The 5,199-nt window shown below is 68.2% G+C and carries 5 protein-coding genes and 3 pseudogenes; 5 read left to right on the forward strand and 3 right to left on the reverse strand.

Features of this window, described 5'->3' with window-relative positions:
* Both ACL02T_RS34605 and ACL02T_RS34610 read right to left on the reverse strand, forming a co-directional pair.
* Positions 1–440 (reverse strand): DUF6414 family protein (locus ACL02T_RS34605; RefSeq protein WP_412835047.1); only part of this gene is annotated, 440 nt, incomplete at its 3' end.
* Positions 441–803: 363 nt separating this feature from the next.
* On the reverse strand, positions 804–1,241 hold the full coding sequence (locus ACL02T_RS34610) for a tyrosine-type recombinase/integrase (RefSeq protein WP_412835050.1): 438 nt from the start codon (positions 1,239–1,241) through the stop codon (positions 804–806).
* Positions 1,242–1,302: 61 nt separating this feature from the next.
* On the opposite strand from ACL02T_RS34610, the pseudogene ACL02T_RS34615 reads away from it, so the two are divergent.
* From ACL02T_RS34615 to ACL02T_RS34625, 3 genes and pseudogenes are all read left to right on the forward strand, one after another.
* Positions 1,303–1,407 (forward strand): annotated as a pseudogene (locus tag ACL02T_RS34615) (hypothetical protein); the annotation flags it as partial.
* 3 nt (positions 1,408–1,410) lie between these two features.
* Positions 1,411–2,412 carry an AAA family ATPase gene (locus ACL02T_RS34620; RefSeq protein ID WP_412835051.1) on the forward strand — a complete coding sequence of 334 codons (1,002 nt, stop codon included), beginning with the start codon at positions 1,411–1,413 and terminating at the stop codon, positions 2,410–2,412.
* A gap of 38 nt (positions 2,413–2,450) precedes the next feature.
* Entirely contained in the window at positions 2,451–2,669 is a 219-nt protein-coding gene (locus ACL02T_RS34625) for a hypothetical protein (RefSeq protein ID WP_412835048.1), read from the forward strand.
* A gap of 107 nt (positions 2,670–2,776) precedes the next feature.
* Here ACL02T_RS34625 and ACL02T_RS34630 read toward each other — a convergent pair whose 3' ends face one another.
* Positions 2,777–3,181 (reverse strand): hypothetical protein, encoded by a 405-nt coding sequence (locus ACL02T_RS34630; protein ID WP_412835049.1) that lies wholly within the window; start codon positions 3,179–3,181, stop codon positions 2,777–2,779.
* A gap of 809 nt (positions 3,182–3,990) precedes the next feature.
* Here ACL02T_RS34630 and ACL02T_RS34635 point away from each other — a divergent pair.
* Positions 3,991–4,389, forward strand: a pseudogene (locus ACL02T_RS34635) (amidohydrolase family protein); the annotation flags it as partial.
* A gap of 124 nt (positions 4,390–4,513) precedes the next feature.
* Positions 4,514–4,903 (forward strand): annotated as a pseudogene (locus ACL02T_RS34640) (amidohydrolase family protein); the annotation flags it as partial.
* Between the last annotated feature and the right edge of the window lie 296 nt (positions 4,904–5,199).

Below are 5,199 nucleotides of genomic sequence, written 5' to 3' on the forward strand. Positions count from 1 at the left end.
ACCATCTCAGATGGATCGAATTCGGGTTGCTGATTTCCTGCGGCCATCTGCTGAAATAGCCGAGGCAGCATCGGCGCCATAATGCTGCCAAATTCAGAAACTGGCGACGCTTTGAACTCTCCCTCTAGGGTGATCGGCTCACCGCGGCGTAGCGCTGAGTCCGGCGCGTTTACGTAGTCAATGACATCTCCGTCCTGCATCAACTTTGCGTATAAGTCATTGACTAGCTTTACTGGCCTGCGGACACGTGAGTAAGATTGAGTCTCCTCCTCGGTCGTTGCGGTTGTCCTTCCAGCTTTTACTACCTTGTCCACAGCGGTATCAACTTTACGATCAAATACGCTCTTGCTTACTACCTGCACCTCCTCCGTCGTGTCGATATCATAATTGTCACACATATTATTGAGCAGCGGAATGTCAAGGTAGCGAGGGTTAAGCATGCAGACTCCCATCGGCTGAGGACGCGTGACTGTGCGTAGAAGAGTAGTCCGGAGCCCGGACAGTCCCTGGCGCTGCAGCTACGTGTTCTCCACTGGCCGGTGTAGGTCGGCGGGCAGATCCAGTCCGCCGACAACCCGTGCCCTCGCCGGGCGGGCAGGTCTCCAGGATGGCGGCCCGTGCCATCCCGCCGACCTCCCGGAGGGCGTACCGCACGGCCACCCGTGGGCGGAGCGTGGCAAGGTCGGGTGCGGTTGCGTCGAGGGCCGCCCACGGGCGTCCGCGCGGTCGGTCTGGCGACAGGTCGACGGGATGGCACTCAGTAGGCGCGGGGGAGCGGGGACGCCCCGGAGAACCCCCGGAAATCAACTGCAGAAGCTCACGAGAGACCGACGCCCGCGGCAGCCACGCCCGCGACGCCGTGCAGCGTACGCGGGCTGACGGCAGACGTCGGGAGTCCACGGAAGTAGTGGATCTTGACTCCGCGGGTTGTGAGTTCGATCCTCACGGGGCCCACCCCTCTCTACCTGGGGAGATCGTACCTCGGGATGATCGCCTTTGGGCGAGTGTGTGCGTGGTCTGTGCGTGGCGGATCCGGCTCGGGTTCGGGGGATCAACGCGGCGACCGCCTCGGCCGCACTCGTCGCTACGTCGCGAAAGACCGACGTGTAGGTGTCGGCGGTGAGCGTTACCGAGCTGTGACCGAGGGTCTCCTGGATTACTTTCATCGGCACTCCCGCGGCAAGCATCAGCGAGGCAGCACCGTGGCGTAGGTCGTGTAGTCGCACGGGCGGCAGGCCGATTTCCTCGGCGAGGTCTCCGGAGGACTTCTACCGCCCGGCCCACGCGGAGCTCTTCGGCGAGATGCTGAGGATGCGCGACTCGGGACGTCCGGTCGATGCGATCTCGTTGGCTGCGCACCTCGGAGAGCGTCTACACCAGCTGGGCGGTGCGCCGTACCTGATCGACTGCATGGGGAGCGTCCCCACGCCGTCGAACGTGGCGTACTACGCCGAGATCGTCGCGGACAAGGCGATGAGGCGCCGACTGGTGGCGGCCGCGACGAGGATGTCCCAACTCGCCTACGCGTTGCCGGGCGACGTTGACGAGGACCTGGTGGGCCGGGCGCACGAGTACGTCGACGAGGCCGCCGGCGGTGGGCGATCTGGTCGAGGGCGACGACTCCGCCGGACGCCTGCCTCCGAAGTGACGATGCGACGACTGCGATGGCTGTGGCGGAACCGGATTGTGCTCGGCGGTCTGACGCTGCTGGCCGGACGTGAGGGCCTTGGCAAGTCGACGGTCGCAGTGGACCTGGTCGCGCAGGTCACGAGGGGCGAGCTCGCCGGGGAGTTCCTCGGCGAGCCCCGCCCCGTCATCTACGTCAACTCGGAGGACGCGAGGGACAGCACGATCGTTCCGCGCCTGGTGGCAGCGGGGGCCGACCTCGACCGGGTCGTCTTCCTCGACGCGGTCACGCCAGCCGACGACGAGTCACCCTTGGGCCTGCCCCAAGACACCCGATTGCTGGCAGAGGAGATCGACGACCTCGAAGCTGCCTTGGTCGTGCTCGACGCTGCGACCTCAGTCATCGACAGCACGCTGGACGGGGACAGCGACCGCCAGATGCGACGCGGGCTGGAGCCGATCTCCAAGCTGGCGGCGGACACCGGCGTCGCGATCGTGGGCATCGTGCACTTCGGGAAACGCGAGGCGGCCGACACCGGCAAGCTGATCCTGGGCTCGATCGCCTGGTCACAGGTCGCGCGCTCTGTGTTGGCCGTGGCCCGCGACGAGGACACCCACCAGCTCGTCATCTCCTCGACGAAGGCGAACCTCGCGCCAGGGGACGCCCCATCTCTTGCAGTCAGCCTCGTCCCGCGTCGGTGGACACGGCGGACGGCACCACCCGGGTGGCACGCGTCGAGTGGCACGGCGAGACCACGCAACGAGCGGAGGAGCTCCTCGCGGTAGGCCCCGAGGGAGAAGACCGCTCCCTGATCGCCGAGGCCGTGACATGGCTGCTCGGCTACCTCGCCGACGAGAAGCGCGCCGGCTCGGCCGGCGCCGGGGAGATCCTGCGGGCGGCGAAGGCGGACGGGTTCAACGAGCGGCTGCTGCAGCGCGCTCGCAAACGCGCCCGGGTCTCCACCCACCGGACCGCGACCGGCTGGACCTGGACGCTCGACATCGCACCAAGGCGGCAAGGCGACCACCCGACTCGCACGTGACCAGGGAAGACGTCATCCCGACAACAGCACGTGCGCGCACGCCGCCTTGTCACGTTGTCGCCTTGTCGGGTGCCTCGTAGTGCTGTCGAGTCCTGGTCGGCCGCGGTCTACTGGGCGGCGTTGGTGGCGATGCTGGTGAGGGCGAGCCCTGCCCACCCTCGCGCGACGGGCTCGGCCTGGGCGTTGATGACGACAGGCCCGTCACGGCGGGAGGCGTAGGCGTCGCCGGTGTAGCGCACCGTGCGGTACTTGCCGCGGTCGCGGGACAGCTCGGTGACGTTGCCGGTGCCGCTGGTGTCCATGAGCTGCTTGAGTGTGCGGGCGCTCGTCTCGTCGGGCATCTCGACCCAGGACACCGCAACGATCGCGGCGTCGCCCTTCTGGTCGCGTAGCTCGAAGTAGGCACGGTGCAGCGCTGCGCAGGGGGTGCGGCGGAAGAAGTCCTGGACCTGGCCGTAGGAGTTGGCCATGCAGTCCGCGGAGTCGTCCGTGACCTTCCCGCGCAGGCGCACGCCCTGCCGGACAATGCGGGCCTGCGCCGCCGTCGAGTTCTTGCTGCTGACCCGAGCCCCGCTCCGTGCCCCGGAACTGCCACCGGCCGAAACTGATGCCCCACCGGAGGACGTGGCGCTCCCGATCGCGGTCGCGCTGCCGGCGCTGGCCAGGAGGGCTATGCCGAGGGCGATGGCGATGGCGATTGACGTACCTCCGCCGCTTCCCTTGTCGCTTCCGCCACCCTTGCCGCCGATGCGTCGTGTCAACGGGGAGTCCTCCGGTTCTCACTCACTGTCACTGGAGGCTCGCGCTGGTTGATCTTCGCGTTACGGCGACCGAGCGAGCGCTTCGGTGTGAACTCGGTTCCCCTTGGCGACCGGGGTCAGCGACGGCCATTCGCCCTGGATCGACATGCTGACGGGTGCTCGCCCGTGACGGGCGTTGCCAGGGCTCGTGGTGCCCTTCCTGATACCTCGCCGCGCACTTCCCTGCCCGTTGAGTGCCATCCCGTCGACCTGGCATCGCCCGACCACGCGGACACCCGTGAGCGGCCCCGACACAACCGCCCGCCGAGCTACGCCAGCTCCCGCCCACGGGCGTCCGCGTGGTAGCCCATCGGGAGGTCGTCGGGTGGCACGGGCCGCCCCCGCAGCCATCGCCTACGCCATCCGGCACGCCACCGGCAAAACCCATCCTCGACCTACCGATCACCCTCGACAAGCTGCTGTGAGGAGCTCCGACCGTGCGCGTCGTGGCCATCGAAGAGCACGTCGTCATCCCCGGATTGAGCAACCGGTTCCTGGACCCGTCCCGCCTTCCGGAGGCGGTGTGGACCCGCCTGCACCCCACCGTCGACACGCGCCTGGCCGACATGGACGCGGCCGGCATCGACATGCAGGTGCTGTCCGTGGTGCTCCCGTTCCCCGAGATGCTGCCCGCCGAGACAGCGGTCTCGCTCGCAGTCCGGGCCAACACCGAACTGCACGACATGGTCGCCGCACACCCGGACCGGTTCGCCGCGTTCGCGACGCTGCCGGTCACCGCCCCGGACGCGGCCGCAGCAGAGCTGGAGCGGGCGGTACGCGAGCTGGGCTTCGCCGGGACGATGATCGGCGGCTCGATCGTCGGCGAGTTCCTAGACAGACCGCGGTTCACCCCGGTCCTGAAGACGGCGGCCCGGCTCGGCGCCCCGATCTACCTGCACCCCGCGCCACCCCCGCAGCCGGTCGTCGACGCCTACTACAGTGGCTTCGCCGACCAGGTGAACCAGTCGTTGGCCACCGGCGGCTACGGGTGGCACTACGAGTCGTCGGTGCATGCGCTGCGCCTGATCCTCAGCGGGGGCGTTCGACCGGCTGCCCGATCTCAAGGTCATCCTCGGGCACCTCGGCGAGGGGCTCGCATTCCACCTGCACCGCATCGGAAGCTCCCAGCCGCCAGCGTCAACGGGACTGGCCAAGCCGATCAGCGCTTACCTCCGCGAGCACTTCTGGTTCACCACCAGCGGCTACTTCTTCGACGACCCGTTCCACCTGACGCGGGCGGCCTTCGGCGACGATCGCCTGATCTTCTCCGTGGACTACCCGTTCGCCGACAACCGGCGCGCCCGCGACTGGTTCGACGGCCTCGACCTGACACCCGCTGTCCGCGAGAACATCGCGCACGGCACCGCCGATGCACTGCTACATCTCGCCGCCGACGACACCCGCGCCGAACTCGGCACCGCTGTTCCACAGTGACCACACAGCCGTCGAGGGCGCCGCTCGACGGAATGAACCGACAAGCACTACTTTGGGTTCGAGCCACGACGGAGTTCGCTGACCGGCCACGCGGAGGGGGCAGCGCCGCCTCACGAACGCGGAGCGGTCAAGCGGCGGTGGCCGCGCCGAGGATGCGGGCGACGTTGTCCGGGGCGAAGAAGTGCAGCGGTGACACGGTGCCGGCGATGACGCCGGCGAAGTCGTCACTCGCCTCGGGGCTGCCGGACACAGCGGCCAGCAGCTGCGCCACCTCCGTGGTGGGGGTGCCATCGTGG

It is taken from the genome of Pseudonocardia oceanicola (assembly GCF_047200735.1).
GTDB lineage: Bacteria > Actinomycetota > Actinomycetes > Mycobacteriales > Pseudonocardiaceae > Pseudonocardia.